We start from the raw sequence: 223 nt of genomic DNA, 5'->3' as shown, positions 1-223 counted from the left end.
GGCGGTACTGGGCATCGTTAAGGCTCTAGGGGCAATCGATCAGTCCCCAGCGATCCTCGGCGGTCTCATTGCATCCGCTCTCGTCGGAACTTTCGCGGGCATCTTCATCTCATATGCATTCCTGTCTCCGCTTGCGAACAAAGTGAAGGCAACCCGTGAGAAGCAAACCCGTGTCTATGTCATCGTCAAACAGGCGCTCATTGCCTACATGAACGGCGCCCTT

1 protein-coding gene is annotated in these 223 nt (G+C 55.6%); it reads left to right on the top strand.

The genetic code is table 11. The features are described from left to right. Positions 1 to 223 (top strand): MotA/TolQ/ExbB proton channel family protein (locus E4K09_RS18100; RefSeq protein ID WP_193557235.1); only part of this gene is annotated, 223 nt, incomplete at both ends.

The organism is Microvirga pakistanensis, from assembly GCF_004458765.1.
GTDB classification, from domain to species: Bacteria; Pseudomonadota; Alphaproteobacteria; order Rhizobiales; family Beijerinckiaceae; genus Microvirga; species Microvirga pakistanensis.
This window is presented reverse-complemented; position numbering and strand designations above follow the sequence as displayed.